Origin of the sequence: Actinosynnema sp. NPDC053489, from assembly GCF_044544865.1 — a bacterium.
Lineage (GTDB): Bacteria > Actinomycetota > Actinomycetes > Mycobacteriales > Pseudonocardiaceae > Actinosynnema.
The window spans coordinates 474,520-491,553 of sequence record NZ_JBITXT010000004.1; the positions used below are offsets into that span (position 1 = coordinate 474,520).

Sequence of the window (17,034 nt, forward strand, 5' to 3'; positions counted from 1 at the left end):
GCGGTGTCCTGATGCGCGCTAACGCATCGCCTCGATGACCCGGGCGAACGACATCATCTCGGGTTCGAGGACGCTGAAGTAGGAGATGCCGAATCGCTTGCGCGCCTCGTGCAGTTGCTCCACGCATTCTTCGGGTGTGCCGATCAGCATTGACGGCAGCTCGACCAACTGGTCGGTCGTGAGGTCGAGATCATTCTGCCACACATCGGTGATCGCGTGCGCACCGCCCGGTGGCAATACGCGGTGCACCGGAATGTTGAGTTCGACCTCGTGGACGCGGTCGCCGAGGTGCGCGCGCACGAATTCCACGCGATCTGTCAACTCCTCGATCGTGCCCAGTTTGAGACCCTCGCCGTCGCGGACCCGGGTGGTCCCGGTGAACGCCACGACGTCGGCGCGCTCGGCGGCCAGCCGCAGCACCCGGTCGCCGCGCCCGGCCACCAGGACCGGGACCGTGGTCGAGTCCTTGATCCGCTCGACGGTCCGCTCCAGGTGCGCGACCCGCTCGGCGGCGGGCGTCCACGGGATGCCGGCCGCGTCGAACTGCCCGCGCTCGTACCCCGCGCCCAGGCCGACCTCGACGCGCCCGCCCGCGTAGCGGTCGATCGTGCGCAGGTCGCGGGCCAGCACCTCGGGCTGGTAGAAGGTCGTGTTGAGCACGAGCGTGCCCAGGCGCACGCGCTCGGTGGCCTCGGCGGCGAGCAGCAGCGTCGGCAGCGGCGCGGGCATCCCGAGGTGGTCGGACACCTGCACCACGTCGTAGCCCAGTTGCTCGGCGAGCCTCGCCCTGGCCACCCACTCGTCGCGTTCGACGGGCGTGAAGACGGTGACGGCGAAGCGGAACGGCCGGTCGTGCACGGTGGTCACGTGCTCCCCCTTCAGTACGGGCGCGCGGCCCGCGCCGCGCGCAGTGCCGAGCCCCACCAGGCGAGCCGGTCGAGCATCACCTTGGCCGCCGCCTCGCTGCCCGCCGCGTCGCGCGGCGCGCCGTCGGCGAAGAGGTCCCAGACGTTGGTGAAGCTGACGGACTCGCGGACGGTGGTGGCGTGCAGTTCGGCGAACACGTGCCTCAGGTGCTCGACCGCGCGCAGGCCCGCGCCCGCGCCGCCGTAGGACACGAACCCGACCGGCTTGGCGTTCCACTCGGCGTTGAACCAGTCGATCGCGTTCTTCAGCACGGCAGGCGGCGCGTGGTTGTACTCGGGCGTGACGACGACGAACGCGTCGGCGGCGGCGAGCTTGCGGCCCAGCGCGTCGCGCACCCGCGCGGTGCCCGCGTCGGGTTGCCTGCCGGGTTCGGGCAGCACCAGGGGCAGCGGGTAGTCGAGCAGGTCGAGCAGTTCCACCCGGAAGTCGGGGTGGGTGCGGGCGACGGTGGCGAACCACCGGGCGGCGGTCGGCGCGAAGCGGCCGTCGCGGACGCTGCCCACGACGACGAGGAGGGAGAGCGGTTCTCCGGTCATGTCGGGACCCTTCCTGTGGTGGCGGCGCGGAGGCCGGTGAGCGCGACGGCCGCCCCGACCGCCGCGACCGAGGTGACCAGCACCATCGCCGCGCGCGGCCCGCCGGCGGCGAGCAGCAGCGCGACCAGCGGCAGCGACACGACCGAGCCGAGCTGCACGGCGGCCTGGTAGACCGGCACCGCGGCGGCGCGCCGTTCGGCCGGGACCGTCGCGGTGGCCTGGAGGTTCAGCGCCACGAACGCCAGCACGAACCCGGCCTCGACCAGCAGCAGCACCGGCAGGACGGTCGTCGCGTACGGCTGCGCGGTCGGGCGGGCGAGGTGCAGGGCGTTGCCCGCGAGCGAGCACAGCGCGCCGGCCGCGATCAGCCGGGCCGTGCCGAACCGGCGCACGAGCCGCGCGCCGTGCGGCGCGGCCAGGACCAGCGGCAGGCTCGCGGGCAGCAGCGCCAGGGCGAGCTGCCACGGCGCCAGGTGGGCGAGCTGCGTGGTGACCAGCAGCATCAGCCCGATGTAAGTGCCGTTCAGCACGGCCGCGCCGAACCCGGCGCGCAGCAGCGAGCCGTCCCGCAGCACGGTGGCGTCCAGCGGTGGCGGCGGCGTGGCCGGCGCGGGCGGGACCACCCGGAGCCCGGCGGCGAACAGCACCAGTGCGACCGGCGCGGGGAACAGGAACGTCCAGTGCCAGTCCGCGCCGCTCAGCACGCCGGACAGCAGCAACCCCGAGGTGAAGCCCGCCGCGCCGAACAGCGAGTAGACCGACACGGCCCGCCGCCGGGCCGCGCCGTCGAACACCGACACGATGATCGCCAGGCCCGCGGGCGCGGTGAGCGCGGCGCAGAACCCCTTCACCACGCGGGTCGCGACGAGCACGCCGAGCGAGTCGGTCAGCCCGGCGACCACGGACGCCACCGCGAACAGCAGCATCGCGCCCAGGTAGAGCCGCTTGCGGCCGAGGCGGGCGGCGAGGTGCGGCCCGGGCACGAGCAGCAGCGCGAACCCGAGCGCGAAGCCGCTCATCACCCACTGCGCGTCCAGGGTGGAGATGGCGAACCCGGCGCTGAGCGGGGTCAGCGCCGGGAGCACCGCGGAGACCTCGAGGGCGTCGAGCAGCATGTTGCCCGACAGGACGAACAGCAGCGCCCACGCCCCGCGGTCCCGCTCGACGCCGTCACGCACCGGCGGGCACCTTGTCGAGCAGGGGAGCCAGCTCGCGGCTGACCAGCTCCAGGTGCCGGGTGACCAGGTCGTCCGGCATCGCGCCGACGCTGGCCCAGAAGATCAGGTGCTGCACGGGCAGCCCCTGCGTGCGTTCGCGGATGCGGGCGGCGGCCTCCCCCGGCGTCATGATCTCCAACGCGCCCCACGGCCCCTCCTCGCGGCGGTCGCGGAACTCGCCGGGCTCCAGCAGCGGCGGCGGTGGCGCGTCCGTGCCCTGGACGGAGAGCTGCCGGTAGCTGTTCATCTGGTGCGCGAGGTGCGGTGCGACGCGCGACCAGGCCGCGTCCGGGTCGTCGGCGAGCAGCACCGGCAGCAGGTCGGACACGCGGGCCGACGCCGGGTCGTGCCCGCCCTCGACGAGGCCGTCGCGGTAGTGCCGGAACATCTCGGGCGAGATGTGCAGCAGGCCGATGCCGAGGCGTCCGGCGATGCGCGCGCCGCGCGGGCCGTAGAAGCCGCCCCACAGCGGGACGGGGTCCTGCAGCGGCAGCGGGGTGATGCCGCCCTCCCGCCACAGCCGCTGCACCTCGGCGATGACGCGCTCGGTCTCGGCGAAGCGGCGGCCGTGGTCCGCCCCGACCAGGTCGAACTCGGGCTTGCGGTAGCCCGCGCCCATGCCCAGCTCCAGCCGCCCGCCGCTGATCAGGTCCACGACGGCCGCCTCCTCGGCCAGGTGCGCCGGCGCGCGCAGGGCCGGGAGGGTGACGGCGGTGCCGATGCGGACGGTGCGGGTGCGCGCGGCCGCCGCGGCGGCGAACGTCAACGGCTGGGGCAGGTAGCCGTCCGGGAAGAGGTGGTGCTCGGTGAACCACACGCCGTTCGCGCCGAGCCGGTCGGCCTCCTCGCACAGCTCCAGGCTGCGCGCGTAGTGGTCCGCCCACGGCCGTTCCCACTGCGCGGGGTTGCGCAGGTCGAAGAGAAAGCCGACGTCCATACCGGTCTCCTTCAGTCAGTTACGCCAGGTGCGCGCGCCCGCGAAGCCCGCGACGCGCTCGGGCCTGCGCCACCGCGCCGCCCGTCGGGGCACCGCCTCGTCCGCCACCGCCACCGCCGCCGCGGCGCGCAGCCTGAGGACGGCGGCGAGCGCGGCCAGTTCCACGGGGTCGGGATCGCCTTTGACGACGCGCAGCAGCAGCGCCGGCTCGGCCGCGGCCGCGTCACCGGCGCTCCGCCGACCGGGCTCGCCCACCGCGACCGCCCGCCCCGCCGACCCAGCGGCGACGCCCGGCTCGGGGTCGCCCAACCCACCGACGTGCCCCGCCGACCGAGGAACCGCGCCGGCCAACCTGAGGTCTGCCAACCCGGGCCAGCCCGGTCCGGGGTGGGCCGGTCCGCCCACCGCGCCGGGCCGGTGGTCGTCGCCGTCCTGGCCGGTGGGCACCCGCGCCGGTTCGGGGTCGGTCACCGGTGTCGCGGTGCGCGGCGACCCGGGGACGGTCGCCGGAGCGGGTCGCCACGCCGTGACCGCGGTGGTCCGGTGGTCGTCGGCGCGCGGCTCGACGAGCGGGCGCGCCGGTTCCAGGGCGGTCATTGCGGCGGGTTGCCGTGCTTGCGGCGCGGCAGGTCGGCGTCCTTGGTCTCCAGCATCGCGAACGTGCGGATCAGCACCTCGCGGGTGCGTCGCGGGTCGATCACGTCGTCCACCAGGCCGCGCTCGGCCGCGTAGAACGGGTGGACGAGCTCGTCGCGGTACTGGTCGATCTTCTCCCGCCTGGTCCGCTCCGGGTCGGCGGACGCGGCGATCTCGCGCCGGAACACGACGTCCGCCGCCGCCTCCGCGCCCATCACCGCGATCTCGTTGGTCGGCCACGCGTACGCCACGTCCGCGCCGATCGACCGCGAGTCCATCACGATGTACGCACCGCCGTACGCCTTGCGCAGCACCACCGACACCCGCGGCACGGTGGCGTTGCAGTAGGCGTACAGCAGCTTCGCCCCGCGCCGGATGATGCCGTCGTGCTCCTGGCCGACACCGGGCAGGAAGCCGGGCACGTCCACCAGCGTCAGCAGCGGGATGTTGAACGAGTCGCAGAACTGGACGAACCGCGCGCCCTTCTCGCTCGCGTGGATGTCCAGCACCCCGGCCAGCGCCGACGGCTGGCTCGCCACGATCCCGACCAGCTGCCCGTCCAACCGCGCGAACGAGCACACCAGGTTCGGCGCCCACAGCGCGTGCACCTCGAAGTGGTGCCCGTCGTCCACGACCTCCTCGATCACGTCGCGCACGTCGTAGGACCGGGACCCGTCCACGGGCACCAGGTCCAGCAGCCCGTCGCCGCGCCGGTCCACCGGGTCGTCCCCGCGCACGACGGGCGGCAGCTCGCGGTTGTTGGCGGGCAGCATGGACAGCAGCAGCCGCACGTCGGCCAGGCAGGTCGCCTCGTCCTCGTAGACGAAGTGCGCCACGCCGGACGTGCCGCCGTGCACCTCCGCGCCGCCCAGCCCCTCCATGGAGATCTCCTCGCCGGTCACGGTGCGCACCACGTCCGGCCCGGTGATGAACATCTGCGAGATGTCCCGCACCATGAACACGAAGTCGGTCAGCGCGGGCGAGTACGCCGCACCGCCGGCGCACGGCCCGAGCATCACGCTGATCTGCGGGATCACGCCGGACGCGCGCACGTTGCGCTGGAAGATGCCGCCGTAGCCGGCCAGCGCCGACACGCCCTCCTGGATGCGCGCCCCCGCGCCGTCGTTGAGCGACACCAGCGGCGCTCCCGCCGCCAGGGCCAGGTCCATCACCTTGTGGATCTTTTGGGCGTGCGCCTCGCCGAGCGCGCCGCCGAACGCGCGGAAGTCGTGCGCGTACACGAACACCCGCCGCCCGTCGACCGCGCCCCACCCGGCCACGACGCCGTCGCCGTGCGGGCGCTTGGCCTCCAGCCCGAAGCCGGTGGCGCGGTGCCGCCGCAGCGGCTCCAGCTCGGTGAAGCTGCCCTTGTCCAGCAGCAGCTCGATCCGCTCGTAGGCGGTCAGCTTGCCCTTGGCGTGCTGCCGGTCGGTCGCCCGCGGGTCCGCGCCGACCCTGGTCAGCTCCTTGAGCGCGACCAGCTCGTCGATCCGGTCGACGTGCGTCTCCGGTTCCCGGACACTCGTCATGGTCTCCCCAATCCCCCGGTGGGCCCCTCAGCCGAGCAGGGTGCCGCCGCTGGCGTCGATGAACGCGCCGGTGATCCAGCGCGCGTCCTCGGTGGCCAGGAACGCCACCACGTTCGCCACGTCCTGCGCCTTCGCGACCTGCTTGAACGCCGACAGCTGCGACATCGCCTCGACCACCTCGGGGATGTCGAACACGGGGCTGCCGTTGTCGGTGATGCCCGGCGCGACGCTGTTCACCGTGATGCCGCGCGGGGCCAGGTGGCGCGCCATGTGCAGCGTGAGCTGCTCCAGCGCCCCCTTGCTCATCGAGTACGCCACCTGCTCGGGGTTGGCGACCCGCGTGACGCCGGACGAGATGTTGATGATCCGCCCGTTGTCGGCCAGCAGCGCCGACGCGCGCTGCACGATGAAGAACGGCGCCTTGGCGTTGACCGCCACCAGCCGGTCGAAGTCCTCCGGCGTGACGTCCTCGGGCGCGAGGCCCGCCGCGGTCTGCGCCGCCGCGTTGTTCACCACGATGTCCAGCTCCGTGGTGCCGGTGCGCTCGCGCAGGCCCTGCTCCAGCCCGAGGAACAGCTCGTGCACGTCGCCGGGCACGCCCAGCTCGGCCCGCACGGCGAACGCCCGGCCGCCGTCCTTCTCGATGAGCGCCACGGTGTCGGCGGCGGCCTCGTCGTTGCTCGCGTAGTGGACGGCGACGAGGGCGCCCTCCTCGGCCAGCCGCTGCGCGGTGGCCCGTCCGATGCCCCGGCTGCCGCCGGTCACCAGCGCTGTCTTGCCTTCGAGCTTGCCCATCCTGGTACTCCCCTGTGGTGTGGTCGTCCGTGGTGCGGGCGCGTCGCCGAGGCCGCTGACCATCCCGGCGAGGTGCGCGCGCACGGCGTCGAAGCGCATCAGCTCGCCGAAGACCTCGCGCAGCGGCTCCACCTCGGGTCCGCCGAGCAGCAGCAGCGCCTGCGCCCGGATGTTGGTCAGGGTCCGCGCGCCCACCGCGCGCCGGACGGCGTCGTAGTGCTCCAGCGGGCCGTCGTCGTCGCCCGCCAGCCGGGCCAGGAGCCGCTGCCCGAGTTCGGCGGCGTCCTGCAGGCCGAGGTTGAGCGCCTGGCCGCCGACCGGCATCTGCCGGTGGGCGGCGTCGCCCGCGAGCAGCACGCGGCCCAGCCGGTAGCGGGCCGCCTGGCGGCTGGTGTTGCCGAACGCGTTGAGCCACACCGGCCGGCCGCCGCCGATGTCCTCGCCGGTGACCTCCGCCCACGCCCGCACCACCTCGTCGAACGTCGGCGGGCCGGTGCGCGGCGCCGGCGTGGAGCCGAACACGTGCACCATCACGCGGGTGCTGCCGTCGGGCCAGCGGTGGGCGGTGGCCAGGCCGTTCGGGTGCCGCTCGAACCGCCGGTCGGGGACGTCGATGCCCGCCACGTCGGCCCGCAGCATCTCCAGCGTGGCGTCCCGGCCGGGGAAGTCGAACCCGGCCAGCTCGCGCACGCCGCTCTCCTCGCCGTCGCAGCCGACGAGGTAGGCGGCGGTGATGCGGTCCGCGCCGGCGACCGCGACGACGTGGTCCTCGCGCTGGTGCAGGCCGGTCAGCTCGTGGCCGCGCAGCACCCGGGCGCCCAGCCTGGTCGCGCGTTCCCCGAGCACCCGCTCCAGCACGGCCTGCGGGCACTTCCACTGCCCCGCGTAGCGGTGGCCGGGGTCGGCCGCGGTCAGGTCGAGCCGGATGCCGCCGAAGTGGCCGGGACCGCCCGGCGGCAGCGCGCCGAGCGCCTCCAGCACGCCGCGCTCGGCCAGCACGTCCATGGTGCGGGCGTGCAGGGTCGAGGCGCGGGACTCGGTGGTGGGCTCGGTCAGCCGCTCCAGCACGGTGACCCGCGCGCCCCCGGCGCACAGGTCGCCCGCCAGCAGCAGCCCGACCGGACCCGCCCCGACCACGACGACGTCGGTGTCCATCGCGTCAGCGCCGCGCTTCCGCGTACGCCTTGGCGTGGTTGAGCGTCGCCCGGCTGTTGTTGCCCAGCGCGTCCCGGATGAACGCCCTGGCCTCGGCCACGCCCGCGTCCGGGCCGAGCACATTGGCGATGTTGTCGGCGTTGATGACCACGGTGTGCTGCGAGGACGCCGTGGTGACGCCGTGCTCGTCCTCCTCGAACGTCCAGTAGCCGGTGTGCAGGCTCATCAGCGCGGGCAGGGTCGTCTGCTTGTAGGCGATCTTGTGGTGCGGAAAGCAGACCCGGACCGACTCGGTGGTGTGCGAGGAGCCGTCCTTGGTCAGCGTCTCCATCCGCAGCACCTGCAGGCCCGGGGTGTCCTCGGTCAGCGTCACCGACGCCACGTGCGGCAGCCGCTCGGTCCACCGGCCGGCGTCGTTGACGAAGTCGTAGAGGTCCTTGGCCGCGCCCTCGACCGTGACCGAGTCCACGAAGGACAGCGTCAGCTCCGCGGTGCGGGTGGCCAGCTCGACGTTGGCCTTCAGCGACGGCAGCTCGGCCTTGCTGTTGCGGTCCACCGCCTCGTCGATCCACTTCAGACCCTCCGGGTCGTCGTCGATCGCGCGGTAGGTGTGCAGCAGCCGCAACCGGGTCTGCTCGCCCTGCGGCTCGATGACCCACGTGCCGCTCATCTCGGCCACCGGCGGCGACGACACCTCCTGGGCGAAGGTGATGCGCAGGTTGTCCGGGTCCAGCTCGCGGCGCGAGGTCCAGTTCTTCGGCTCGCCGTTGGCCGTGGCCCAGATCCGGATGCGCTCGCGGTCGCCGTCGCGCTCCAGGTAGTCCACGTACACCGAGGGCGGGAACAGCCTGGGCCAGTTCTCCACCTCGGCGAGCATGCGGTAGACGTCCGCGGGCGGTGCCTGCACGGTGATCTCGTGCTCGACCTCGCGGACGGGGAATCCGGTCATCGGTGTCCTCCTCGGTCGGGACTGCTCAGAAGTTGCCCAGGCCGCCGCAGACGTTGAGCGCCTGCGAGGTGATCGACGCGGCGGTGTCCGAGGCCAGGTAGCCGACCAGGCCCGCCACCTCCTCCGGGGTGGAGTACCGGCCCAGCGGGATCTTGGCGGTGAACTTCTCCAGGATCGCGTCCTCGGAGGTGTTGTAGGCCGCCGCGTAGCCCTGCCGGACCCGTTGCGCCATCGGCGTCTCCACGTACCCAGGGCACACCGCGTTGACCGTGATGCCGGTCGGCGCCAGCTCGTTGCCCAGCGCCTTGGTGAACCCGACCACGCCGTGCTTGGACGCCGAGTAGGGCGCGCCCAGCACCACGCCCTGCTTGCCCGCGGTGGAGGCGATGTTGATGATCCGGCCGCGGTCCTTGGCCCGCATGCCACCGGCGTTGAGCACCTCGCGGGTCACCCGGAACACGCTGTTGAGGTTGGTCTCGATGACGTCCTCCCACAGCTCGTCGGCGATGTCGGCGGTCACGCCGCCGCCGCTGCGGCCCGCGTTGTTCACCAGCACGTCGATCGGGCCGAAGCGGTCCACCGCGGCCCGCACCACGCGGGCGACGTCCTGCTTGTCGCGCACGTCGGCGGTCGTGCCGTCGACGTCGAAACCCTCGTCCTGCAGGTCCTTGATGGTGCGCAGCAACGCCTCCTCACCGCGGGCGCACAGGAAGACCCGGTGCCCCTGCTCGGCGAGCAACCGCGCGGTGGCCAGGCCGATACCGCTCGTCGCGCCGGTGACCAGCGCGACCTTTCCGTTGTCGGTCATGGGAGGTCCTTCCGGCTCAGACCGCCTGGGCGGCGAGGTGGGAGTTGACGAGGTCGATCAGGGCGGCCGGGGTGCGCGCGTCGGCCAGCGCGTCCTCGTCGAGGGAGATGCCGTACTCGCGCTCGATGCGGCCGCCGGTCTCCAGCAGCGCCAGCGACTCGTAGCCCAGCTCCTCGAAGTCGCTGTCGGCGATGTCGCCGTCGAGGTCGACCGCCTCGTCGGCGCCCGCGCCCTCGCGGAGGATGCGCTTGAGGTCTTCGATGGTGAACTTCCGGGACATCGTGGGTGGTCCTTTCGGCAGTCTCAGGACGGGTCGGGCGCGCGCACGACCACCGCGGAGTTGAAGCCGCCGTGGCCGCGCGCGATCACCAGCGCGGCCCGCAGGTCCGCGCGGCGCGGCGCGCCGGTCACCAGGTCCAGCTCATAGCGCTCGGCCGGGTTCGCGTTCACCGTCGGCGGGATCACGCCGTCGCGCAGCGACAGCAGCGCGGCGGCCAGGTCCAGCGGCGCGGCCCCGGAGTACAGCCGCCCGGTGCCGGTCTTCGGCGCGGTCACCGGCACGCCGCGCGGGCCGAAGACCTTGGTGATCGCCTCCGCCTCGGCCCGGTCCAGCTCGGGGACGGCGGCGGCGTCGGCGTACACGACGCCGATCTCCTCGGCCACGGCGCCGGCGTCGGCCAGCGCCCGCTGGATCGCCTTCTGCAGCGTCGGCGCGCGGTCCCGGCCCGGCGCGGGGTCCATGGTGGACGCGTGCCCGGCGATCTCGCCGTACACGCGCGCACCGCGGGCGGCGGCGTGCTCCCCGTCCTCCAGCACCAGCAGCGCGCCGCCCTCGCCGGGCACGTGGCCCGCGGCGTCGTCGTCGAACGGCAGGTAGGCGCGCCGGGGGTCGTCGCGCTCGCTGAGCCGGCCGCTGGTGAGCTGCGCGACCCAGCCCCACGGGCAGATCGACGCGTCCACCGCCCCCGCCAGCACGGCCGACGTGCCGTTGCGGATCTGGCGGCGCGCCTGCGCCACCGCGTCCAGCCCGCCCGCCTGGTCGCTCACCACCACGCTGCTCGGGCCGCGCAGCCCGTTGCGGATGGAGATCTGGCCGCTGTTGACCGCGTAGAACCAGGCGAACGACTGGTAGGCGCTGACGTACTGGCCGCCCTTGCTCCACAGCGCCTTCAGCTCGTTCTGGCCGAACTCGAACCCGCCGGAGTGGCTCGCGGTGATCACGCCGATGTCGTAGTCGGGCAGGTCGGCCGGCGTCAGCTCGGCGTCGGCGAACGCCCAGTCGGCCGCCACCAGCGCGAGCCTGGTCATCCGGTCGGTCTGCGGCAGCAGCCTGCCCGGCAGGTGGTCCTCGGCGACGAAGTCGCGGATCTCGCCCGCCAACCGGGCCGGGTAACCCGAGGCGTCGAACCGGGAGATCCGGTCGACCGCGCCGACGCCCGCCAGGGTGTTGGCCCAGTAGGCGTCCAGGCCGAGCCCGGTCGGCGCGGCCACGCCCAGTCCCGTCACGACCACGCTCACGGCCGCACCCGCCCCGGGTCGGCCAGCACCACGGCGCTCTGGAAGCCGCCGAAGCCGCTGCCGACCGACAGCACCGCGTCGGTCTTCCAGTCGCGCGCGACCAGCGGCACGTAGTCGAGGTCGCACTCGGGGTCGGGGTGGTGCAGGTTCGCCGTCGGCGGCACCACGTCGTGCTGCATGGCCAGCACCGAGGCGGCGACCTCGATGGAGCCGATGGCGCCGAGCGAGTGGCCGACCATGGACTTGATCGAGCTGACCGGGACGCGGTAGGCGTGCTCGCCCAGGCTGCGCTTGAACGCCGCCGTCTCGTGCCGGTCGTTCTGCCTGGTGCCCGACCCGTGCGCGTTGACGTAGTCGATGTCCTCCGGGTTGAGCCGCGCCTGCGCCAGCGCGACCCGGATCGCCTCGGCCATCTCCCGGCCGTCCGGCTTCAGCCCGGTCATGTGGAAGGCGTTGGAGCGGGTGGCGTACCCGGCGACCTCGGCGTAGACCTTCGCGCCGCGGGCCCGCGCGCTCTCCAGCTCCTCCAGCACGAACACCGCCGCGCCCTCGCCCAGCACGAACCCGTTGCGGCTCGCGTCGAACGGCCGCGAGGCGTGCTCCGGGTCGTCGTTGCGGGGCGTGGTGGCCTTGATCGCGTCGAAGCAGGCGACGGTGATCGGGGAGATCGGCGCGTCCGTGGCGCCCGCGACCATCACGTCCGCCGAGCCCTCGCGGATCACGTCGGTGGCGTAGCCGATGGCGTCCAGGCCGGACGTGCAGCCGGTGGAGACGACCGTGCTCGGGCCCTCCGCGCCGACCGCCCACGCGACCTCGGTCGCGAACGAGCTGGGTGCCAGGTAGTTGTACAGGTGCGGCACGGCGTACCGGTGGTCGACCAGCTCCAGCCTGCCGCCGTCGCTGACCGTCCGGTACTCCTGGTCCAGGCCCATCGTCGCGCCGACCGCGCTGCCGATGGTCACGCCGACCCGGTCGGGGTCGACCGAGGAGAACTCCAGGCCGCTGTCGTCCACCGCCTGGCGGGCGGTGACGACGGCGAACTGCGCGGCGCGGTCCATGCGCCGGACCTCCTGCGGGCTGAGGCCGTGCAGCTCGGCGTCGAAGTCGACCTCGGCCGCCACCTGCGAGCGGAACGGCGACGGGTCGAAGAACGAGATGCGGCGGGTGGCGGTGCGACCCGCGGTCAGCAGGTCCCAGAAGTTCTTCACGCCCGGTGAACCGGGGGCGGTCACGCCCACCCCCGTGATCACCACTCGACGGTTGGTCACGGTGTGCTCCAGTGGTAGAAGCGGCTCGCCATCGCGTCCGCGGGCGAGCGCCACGTCTTCGGGTCGTAGGCCTCGATGAACGGCTTCAGGTCGTCGCTGATCCGGATGAAGCGCGGGTCGCTCTTGGCGTCCTCGATGCGCTCGCCGCCGTTGTCGTCGTCGAAGTCCTGCAGGTGGAAGTACAGGCCGCGGTAGTGGAAGAGCTGGCGCCGCCGCGTGCCCATGCGGCCCGGCATGTCGCTCTGGTCGAACTCCCGGAACAGCGCGGCGACGTCACCGGCCGAACCGGGGTCCATCCGTGCCACGATCAAGGTGCTGTGCATCGCTCCTCCAGAGGTCAGCCGGTCGGCCCGAACCAGCGGTGCAGGGCCGACGGCAGGTCGTGGTGGCTGCCCGGGGCGGCCCAGGCCACGTGGCCGTCGGGCCGGACGAGGACCGCCGTGGTCCCGCCGGGCAGCTCGTCGGCCGCGGTCGCGGTGACGACGTCGATCCGGTCGGCCCAGGGAGCCGCCCGGCGGCGCAGGACGGCGTTGTCCGCCAGGTCGAGCAGGACGCCGCGGCCCGGGCGCAGCAGCTCGGCGCTGCTGGTCCGGCGGTTGCCGCGGGTCAGGTCCAGGTGGGGCACCCGCAGGCCCAGCAGCGGGTTCGTGCCGCCGCCCACGTCGTAGCGGATGTCCAGGCCGCTCACCCTGGCGGCGAGGTGGCGCTCCACCTCGGGGTACCGCAGCAGCTCGGTGAGCACCTCGCGCAGCGGCGCGACCTCCGCGCCGCCGAGGATGAACATGCTCTGCGCGCGGGTGTTGACCAGCAGTTGCCTGCCGACCTCGTGCCGCTCGCCGTGGTAGGTGTCCAGGAGGGACAGCGGTGCGGTGCCCTTGACGACGGCGGCGAGCTTCCAGCCCAGGTTCACCGCGTCCTGGATGCCGGTGTTCATGCCCTGCCCGCCGGCCGGGAGGTGCACGTGCGCCGCGTCGCCGGCGAGCAGCACGCGGCCGCGTCGGTACTCGGTGACCTGCCGGGCCGCGTCGCCGAACGCGCTGACCCACACCGGCTCGGCGTTCGAGATGTCGGTGTCGGTCAGCCGCTTCCACACCTCCGCCACCTCGGCGAACGCGGGCGGGCCGCCGCGGCGGCGCGGCGGGGTGCCGCGCTCGCCGACGATGACGCGGGTGGTGCCGTCGGGCAGGCGGGCGGTCATCACCATGCCGCCGGGCACCTGCTCGCCGATCATGCGCGGCTCGATGTCGATGCCGCGCAGGTCGGCCATGAGCAGCTCGGTGGTGGCGTCGGTGCCGGGGAAGTCGAACCCGGCCAGCTTGCGCACGGTGCTGCGGCCGCCGTCGCACCCCACGAGGTAGCGGGTGCGCAGCGTCTCGGACGTGCCGCGCACGTGCACGGTCACGCCGTCGGCGTCCTCTTCGAACCCTACGAGTTCGACGCCGCGCCGCACGTCCGCGCCCAGTTGCCGCACCCAGCTCTCCAGCACGGCCTCGGTGCGCGACTGCGGCACCGTCTTGGCCGACTCCCGGGCCGCGCCGAGCACGCCCAGGTCGAGCGGGATGCCGCCGAAGTGCCCGAACGTGCCGGTGGCGATCTCGCCGAAGCGCGGCAGCAGGCCGCGCTGGTCGAACACCTCCATCGTGCGGATGGTGAACCCGATGCCGCGCGACTCGCCGGTGCGCTCGGGCAGCCGTTCGAGGACCACCACGTCGACGCCCGCCAGGCGCAGCTCGCCGGCCAGCATGAGTCCCGCGGGCCCCGCGCCCACGATGACGACCGATGCGTACACAGTCCCCTCCCCAGGGGTGGAAGGCTTCATTCGGAGAGCCGGCAGACGACGGCACCGGCGGCGATCGCGTCGCCCGGCTTCGCGGTGAGACCGCGCACGACCCCGGCGCGGTGGGCGAGCAGCGGTTGCTCCATCTTCATCGCCTCGACCACGAGGACCAGGTCGCCCGCCTCGACCCGGCTGCCCTCCTCGACGGCGACCTTCACGGCGGTGCCCTGCATGGGCGAGACCAGCTCGTCGCCCGTCGCGGCGGCCTTGCGCGCCGCCGCGCGCGGCTTGCGGACCGCGGTGGCGGCGGTCCCGCGCGACGCGGCCGACAGCGACGGCAGCGACGGCAGCGACACCTCCAGCCGCCTGCTGCCCACCTCGACCACCACCGTCTCGCGGGGCACGGCGCCGGGCTCGTCCTGCGGCTCGCCGTCGTAGGGCGGCACCCGGTTGTCGAACTCGGTCTCGATCCACCGCGTGTGCACGGCGAACGGCTCGCCGGCGAACGCCGGGTCGACCACGACGGCGCGGTGGAACGGCAGCGTGGTCGGCACGCCGTCGACCCGGAACTCGGCCAGCGCCCGGGCGGCCCGGCGCAGCGCCTGCTCGCGCGTCGCGCCGGTGACGACCAGCTTGGCCAGCATCGAGTCCCACGCGGGCCGCACCACCGTGCCGCCCTCCACGCCGGAGTCCAGCCGCACGCCCGGCCCGGACGGCGGTTCGAACCGGGTGACCGTGCCGGGCGCGGGCAGGAAGCCCCGCCCCGGGTCCTCGCTGTTGAGGCGGAACTCCAGGGAGTGCCCGCGCGGCGCGGGGTCGACGGCGTCGAGCCGCTCGCCCCGGGCGACCCGGAACATCTCCCGCACCAGGTCGACGCCCGTGACCTCCTCGGTCACCGGGTGCTCGACCTGCAACCGGGTGTTGACCTCCAGGAACGAGATCGTGCCGTCCCGGGCGACCAGGAACTCGCAGGTGCCCGCGCCGACGTACCCGACGTGCGACAGGATCGCCTTGGACGCCCGGTACAGCTCGGCGTTCTGCTCCTCGGTGAGGAACGGCGCGGGCGCCTCCTCGACCAGCTTCTGGTGGCGCCGCTGCAACGAGCAGTCCCGGGTGGAGACGACCACGACGGTGCCGTGCCGGTCGGCCAGGCACTGCGTCTCCACGTGCCGCGGCCGGTCCAGGTAGCGCTCCACGAAGCACTCGCCGCGACCGAACGCGGCGGTGGCCTCGCGCACCGCCGACTCGAACAGCTCGGGGATCTCCTCGCGGCTCCGGGCCACCTTCAGGCCCCGGCCGCCACCGCCGAACGCCGCCTTGATCGCGATCGGCAGCCCGTGCTCGTCGGCGAACGCGACCGCTTCCGCCGGACCGGCCACGGGCGCCGGCGTGCCGGCGACCAGCGGCGCGCCCACCTCGCGGGCGATCCGGCGGGCCTCCACCTTGTCGCCGAGTGCCCGGATCGCGGCCGGTGACGGCCCGATCCACGTCAACCCGGCGTCGAGGACCGCCTGGGCGAAGTCCGCGTTCTCGGACAGGAAGCCGTAGCCGGGGTGCACCGCGTCCGCGCCCGAGTCCCGTGCGGCGGCGAGCACCTTGCCGATGTCCAGGTAACTGGTCGCCGGGGTGTCGCCACCCAGGGCGAACGCCTCGTCGGCCAGCCTGACGTGCGGCGCGTCCCGATCGGGATCGGCGTACACCGCCACGCTTCGCAGTCCCTCGTCGCGGCAGGCGCGGGCGACGCGCACCGCGATCTCGCCGCGATTGGCGATCAGCACTTTCCGCACGGTTGGACCCCCATCCCCGTTTCGAACCGCTGCCCGTTCGCGGGCAGCGTTCGACCGCACCCGGAAAAAATTCCGGGTAAATGTGCCCGAACGGTCAGAGCGAGCCGTTGTCCCGCATGTTCTCGGCGATCCGGCGCAGCACGTCGTTGGCCGCCAGGAACTCCTCCTGCGTGATACCGCGCAACTGCTTCTCGGCGTGCGCGTTGACCAGCACCTCGGCGCTCGCGTGGGCGGCGGCGCCCGCGTCGGTCGAGGTGATCGCGTCGCCGTCCAGCACGGCCCAGCCGCGGGCGGCGAAATCCTCGACGACCGGGCGGTAGGACCGCTCGCGGTCGGCCACGAGGAACGGCGCGAACGCCTCGTCGATGCCGGACACCGTGCGGACGCCGATGTGGATGGCGTGCAGCACCTGCCACTGCCTGCGGTTGAGCCCCACGTCCCGCAGCGCGGTGGTGGTGGCGGCGTCGAACGCCTGGTGCAGCAGGAGCAGCCAGTAGCCGATGCGCTTGGTGGTGTTCTGCTGGAGCATGACCCTCCCCCTGGCGTGGTCGCGGCTAGCGGCCGTGACCGCGGTCGTACGGGATCACCCAGAACGGGGTGAGCGTGATCCGGTCGAACAGCCAGCGGCCGTCGACCAGGGCGTACTCGTCGGCGAACCGGCCCGCGACCAGGTAGGTCTCCTTGTCGAAGACGACCTTCTCCTCGAAGAAGCACACGCCGGTCGCCCGGTCGCCCGCCAGCTCGACGTCGTGCCCGTGCACGAACTGCTTGACCAGCACCCCCGACGCCACCGGGTTGTCCGCGTCGATCCGCGCGGGCAGCCCCGCGAAGTACTCGGCGATGGCGGCGCGCCCGTCGGCCCGGCCCACCTCGCCGTAGTCCAGGTGCGCGTCCTCGGTGAACAGCTCCCCGACGCGGTCCCACGCGTCCTCGTTGATCAACCGGGGCAGGCGGTTGCGCAGCTCGTGCAGCGCGCGGACCTGCTCCAGCTCGTGGACCCGGGCCGCGAGGACCTTCACCTGCGTTGCCAGATCGGGCTCTCCGGACATGGCGCACGAAACCCTTCGTCGCATTTGCGATCCGTACCGCGGTTCCGATCACGGCGGCTTCCGCGGAATTCCCGGCGGCGGACCGGCTTCATTCTTGCGAGATTGATGCTGGCACGGCCGCTTCCGGACCGACAAGGTCCGCCCCC

The 17,034-nt window shown here is 73.6% G+C and carries 17 protein-coding genes; all 17 read right to left on the bottom strand.

Features of this window, described 5'->3' with window-relative positions; translation table 11 throughout:
- Nucleotides 1-18 precede the first annotated feature (18 nt).
- Entirely contained in the window at nt 19-867 is an 849-nt protein-coding gene (locus tag ACIGNX_RS11950; RefSeq protein WP_396539023.1) for a TIGR03621 family F420-dependent LLM class oxidoreductase, read from the bottom strand.
- An 11-nt stretch (nt 868-878) separates the two neighbouring features.
- Nucleotides 879-1,463 (bottom strand): NADPH-dependent FMN reductase, encoded by a 585-nt coding sequence (locus tag ACIGNX_RS11955; protein WP_396539025.1) that lies wholly within the window; start codon nt 1,461-1,463, stop codon nt 879-881.
- Entirely contained in the window at nt 1,460-2,641 is a 1,182-nt protein-coding gene (locus tag ACIGNX_RS11960) for an MFS transporter (RefSeq protein WP_396539027.1), read from the bottom strand. The genes ACIGNX_RS11955 and ACIGNX_RS11960 overlap by 4 nt, the downstream gene beginning before the upstream one ends.
- On the bottom strand, nt 2,634-3,617 hold the full coding sequence (locus tag ACIGNX_RS11965; protein WP_396539029.1) for an LLM class flavin-dependent oxidoreductase: 984 nt from the start codon (nt 3,615-3,617) through the stop codon (nt 2,634-2,636). Before ACIGNX_RS11965 ends, ACIGNX_RS11960 begins: the two co-directional genes overlap by 8 nt.
- 15 nt (nt 3,618-3,632) lie before the next feature.
- The gene (locus ACIGNX_RS11970; protein WP_396539031.1) at nt 3,633-4,214 is read right to left on the bottom strand and encodes an acyl-CoA carboxylase epsilon subunit; all 582 of its coding nucleotides are present in this window, start codon (nt 4,212-4,214) and stop codon (nt 3,633-3,635) included.
- Nucleotides 4,211-5,782, bottom strand: a complete 1,572-nt coding sequence (locus ACIGNX_RS11975; protein ID WP_396539032.1) for an acyl-CoA carboxylase subunit beta — start codon at nt 5,780-5,782, stop codon at nt 4,211-4,213. The genes ACIGNX_RS11970 and ACIGNX_RS11975 overlap by 4 nt, the downstream gene beginning before the upstream one ends.
- Nucleotides 5,783-5,809: 27 nt before the next feature.
- On the bottom strand, nt 5,810-7,732 hold the full coding sequence (locus tag ACIGNX_RS11980; RefSeq protein WP_396539034.1) for an SDR family oxidoreductase: 1,923 nt from the start codon (nt 7,730-7,732) through the stop codon (nt 5,810-5,812).
- A 4-nt stretch (nt 7,733-7,736) separates the two neighbouring features.
- Nucleotides 7,737-8,681 carry an aromatase/cyclase gene (locus tag ACIGNX_RS11985; RefSeq protein ID WP_396539036.1) on the bottom strand — a complete coding sequence of 315 codons (945 nt, stop codon included), beginning with the start codon at nt 8,679-8,681 and terminating at the stop codon, nt 7,737-7,739.
- A 25-nt stretch (nt 8,682-8,706) separates the two neighbouring features.
- Nucleotides 8,707-9,489 carry a 3-oxoacyl-ACP reductase FabG gene (fabG, locus tag ACIGNX_RS11990; RefSeq protein ID WP_396539038.1) on the bottom strand — a complete coding sequence of 261 codons (783 nt, stop codon included), beginning with the start codon at nt 9,487-9,489 and terminating at the stop codon, nt 8,707-8,709.
- A 16-nt stretch (nt 9,490-9,505) separates the two neighbouring features.
- Entirely contained in the window at nt 9,506-9,769 is a 264-nt protein-coding gene (locus ACIGNX_RS11995; protein WP_396539040.1) for an acyl carrier protein, read from the bottom strand.
- Between the two features lie 23 nt (nt 9,770-9,792).
- Nucleotides 9,793-11,007 (bottom strand): ketosynthase chain-length factor, encoded by a 1,215-nt coding sequence (locus ACIGNX_RS12000; protein WP_396539042.1) that lies wholly within the window; start codon nt 11,005-11,007, stop codon nt 9,793-9,795.
- Nucleotides 11,004-12,275: a beta-ketoacyl-[acyl-carrier-protein] synthase family protein gene (locus ACIGNX_RS12005; protein ID WP_396539044.1), complete on the bottom strand. Its 1,272-nt coding sequence runs from the start codon at nt 12,273-12,275 to the stop codon at nt 11,004-11,006. The genes ACIGNX_RS12000 and ACIGNX_RS12005 overlap by 4 nt, the downstream gene beginning before the upstream one ends.
- Nucleotides 12,272-12,598: a TcmI family type II polyketide cyclase gene (locus ACIGNX_RS12010; RefSeq protein WP_396539046.1), complete on the bottom strand. Its 327-nt coding sequence runs from the start codon at nt 12,596-12,598 to the stop codon at nt 12,272-12,274. Before ACIGNX_RS12010 ends, ACIGNX_RS12005 begins: the two co-directional genes overlap by 4 nt.
- A 14-nt stretch (nt 12,599-12,612) precedes the next feature.
- Complete coding sequence (locus ACIGNX_RS12015; protein ID WP_396539048.1) at nt 12,613-14,064, bottom strand: FAD-dependent monooxygenase; 1,452 nt, start codon at nt 14,062-14,064, stop codon at nt 12,613-12,615.
- A gap of 26 nt (nt 14,065-14,090) precedes the next feature.
- A complete protein-coding gene (locus tag ACIGNX_RS12020; protein ID WP_396539050.1) occupies nt 14,091-15,839 on the bottom strand; it encodes an acetyl/propionyl/methylcrotonyl-CoA carboxylase subunit alpha in 1,749 nt (582 codons plus the stop codon).
- A gap of 94 nt (nt 15,840-15,933) precedes the next feature.
- Nucleotides 15,934-16,368 (bottom strand): hypothetical protein, encoded by a 435-nt coding sequence (locus ACIGNX_RS12025; RefSeq protein WP_396539052.1) that lies wholly within the window; start codon nt 16,366-16,368, stop codon nt 15,934-15,936.
- A 25-nt stretch (nt 16,369-16,393) separates the two neighbouring features.
- Nucleotides 16,394-16,888: a nuclear transport factor 2 family protein gene (locus tag ACIGNX_RS12030; RefSeq protein WP_396539054.1), complete on the bottom strand. Its 495-nt coding sequence runs from the start codon at nt 16,886-16,888 to the stop codon at nt 16,394-16,396.
- Nucleotides 16,889-17,034: the final 146 nt, after the last annotated feature.